Origin of the sequence: Burkholderia sp. Ac-20392, assembly GCF_017104585.1 — a bacterium.
In the GTDB taxonomy this organism is placed as follows: domain Bacteria; phylum Pseudomonadota; class Gammaproteobacteria; order Burkholderiales; family Burkholderiaceae; genus Burkholderia; species Burkholderia lata.
Window position 1 is genome coordinate 1 of record NZ_JAAGPB010000769.1, and the last position, 2,711, is coordinate 2,711.

Annotated in this window: 2 protein-coding genes and 1 pseudogene; all 3 read right to left on the reverse strand. The window is 68.7% G+C overall.

Annotated features, from left to right (window positions below; translation table 11 throughout):
- On the reverse strand, positions 1-970 hold a 970-nt coding region (locus G3N99_RS37970), incomplete at its 3' end, for a biotin-dependent carboxyltransferase family protein (protein ID WP_206124941.1).
- Positions 960-1,835, reverse strand: a complete 876-nt coding sequence (locus tag G3N99_RS37975; RefSeq protein WP_174937674.1) for an allophanate hydrolase subunit 1 — start codon at positions 1,833-1,835, stop codon at positions 960-962. The genes G3N99_RS37970 and G3N99_RS37975, both read right to left, overlap by 11 nt.
- A pseudogene (locus G3N99_RS37980) lies at positions 1,832-2,711 on the reverse strand (acetyl-CoA carboxylase biotin carboxylase subunit); the annotation flags it as partial. The gene G3N99_RS37975 and the pseudogene G3N99_RS37980, both read right to left, overlap by 4 nt.

Genomic DNA, 2,711 nt, shown 5'->3' on the forward strand with positions numbered 1-2,711 from the left:
TCGCGAGGCGCCGCTGGTACTCGCGGCGCGCGGCGAGCGCGTCGGCCATCGTCACGCGCACGAAGCGCGCGCGGTGGTTGGGCTGCATCTGGCCGATCAGGTCCATGTCGGCGCTGATGACCGTGCCGATCGTCGCGTAGCCGCCGCCCGACACCGCGTCGCGGTGCAGGATGATCGGCTCGAGCCCGGCCGGCACCTGGATCGAGCCGATCGGGTAGCACGCGTCGACGATGTTCGACGGATCGGCGCCCGCGCCGAACGGCTGCTCGCGCGGCCGGAACTGCAGCGCGCGGCCGTTCTTGTAGCGGTAGCCGATGCGGTCGGCTTCGGGCGCGACCGTCCATTCGTCGTCGAAGAAGGTGCGCGCCGAATCGTCGGTGAGCCGGTAGTGGTACAGGCCCGTCAGCACGCGCAGTTCGACCTGGTTGTCGAGCGGCCGGCTCACGGCCGCCGGCAGCTCGCGCCCTTCGCGGTGCGTGCCGACGGGAGCGCCGATCGGCAGCCGGTCGCCTTTCTGCAGGCGCCGGCCCGCGTGGCCGCCGATCGCGCCGAGCGTGTAGGTCGAGCGGCTGCCGAGCACGACCGGCACGTCGATGCCGCCCGCGACGGCGAGATACGCGCGCGCGCCGGCCTTCACGTAGTTGAACGACAGCACGCTGCCCGCGCGGATCCGCAGCGCGACGTTGCAGCGCTGCCCGATGCCGTCGATCTTCGGCGTCATCTCGGCGCCGGTGACGGCGATCAGCGCATCCGTATGGAACATCAGCTCGGGGCCGAGCAGCGTGCATTCGAGCACGGCCGCTTCTTCGGGATTGCCGACCAGCAGGTTCGCCGCACGCGATGCGTACTGGTCGAGCGAGCCCGACGGCGGAATGCCCACGTGGTAGTAGCCTTGCCGGCCCATGTCCTGGACCGACGTCGCGAGGCCGGGTTTGACGACCTCGATCAGGTTGTGCGCGTCAGCTTGCATGCAGCACCTCGACGAGAGAGCGGTTGACCGCATCGGGATCGCGCAGGAAGGCGTCGAGCGAGAATTTCACCGGGCGCACGCGCAGGGAGAAGGTGCCGGCTTCGACGTCGGCCACCGCGGCATCGTAGGTCGCGCGATCGATCGGCTGGAATTTCACGATGTCGCCGGGCCGGAAGAACACCATGAAGTCGCGCAGGTAGCCGAGCCGCTGCTCCGGATCGAAGATCGGCGCCGGCGTCACGCCGAACATCTGGTAGCCGCCCGCGCCGCGCACCGAGTAGATGCAGCCGAAACAGCCGCCGTGGCCGACCGTCAGCTTCGGCGTGTCGGTGCGCGGCCGCAGGTACTTCGGCACTTCGAGCTGGCGTTCGCGCTCGACCATCTGGTACATGAACGGCAGGCCCGCGACGAAGCCGACCATCGACACGAACCACGGCGAACCCGAGTGCGCGGCGATGAATTCATCGACGTCGCGCTTGCCGTTGATGCGGGCCGCGTATTCGAGATCGGTCGACGACGGATCCTGGTGGCGTTCGCGAAACCGCATCAGCGTCTCGTGCGTCCACGGGTCGTTGTAGAGCACCGGCACCTCGACGATGCGCGTGTCGAGTTCGAGCGGCGCGTCGCCGACTTCGGCCTCGATCGTCTTCAACAGCGCGACGAGCGCGTCGGGCTCGATCACGTCCGGGTCGTAGCGCACCTGGTAGGACGCATTCGCCGGACAGATCTCGGTGATGCCCGGCACCGCGCGGCGCTGCAGTTCGCGCGTGATCGCCGTGCCCTTGAAGAACGCATCGAGCGACATCGATTCGCTGATTTCGACGAACACGAACTCGTCGCCGCCGAACGTATAACGGGTCGTCACATCGCCTCCCCGACGCGCACGGCGTCTGCATTGTCGGCTGCGTGTCGTTGCGCGGCGGCGGCTTCGCGCCAGCGCGGCATCCACGCTTCGAGAAAATTCGTGTGATAGCGCCCGGCGCGCACGTCGTCGTCCGCGAGCAGTGCGACGTGCAGCGGCGCGGTCGTCTTCAGGCCGCCGACCTGCAGCTCGCCCAGTGCGCGGGCCATCCGCTGCAGCGCGGCCGCGCGGCTCTCGTCGTGCACGATCAGCTTCGCGAGCAATGAATCGTAGAACGGCGGCACGATGTAGCCCGGGTAGAGCAGCGAATCGACGCGCACGCCCGGGCCGGTCGGCCACACGAGTTCGTCGATCCGGCCGGGGTTCGGACGGAAATCCTGCAGCGGATCTTCCGCGTTGATCCGGCATTCGAGCGCCGCGCCGCGCATCGCGATGTCGTGCTGCGCGAAGCGCAGCGGCTCGCCGTCGGCAATGCGCAGCGTCTCGCGCACGAGATCGACGCCGGTGATCGCCTCGGTCACCGGATGCTCGACCTGGATGCGCGTGTTCATTTCGATGAAATAGAACTCGCCGCGCGCGTCGTCGAACAGGTATTCGAGCGTGCCCGCGCTGCGATAGCCAACCTCTTGCGCGAGACGCGTGGCCGATGCGCACAGCGCATTGCGCTGCGCAGGCGTCAGCGAAGGCGACGGCGCTTCCTCGAGGATTTTCTGGCGCCGCCGCTGCAGCGAGCATTCGCGTTCGAACAGGTGGACGACGTTGCGGCCGTCGCCGAGCACCTGCACTTCGATGTGGCGCGCCCGTGCGATGAAGCGTTCGAGGTACACGCCGCCGTCGCCGAAGGCCGCCTGCGCCTCGCGCTGCGCGAGCGGCAGCTCG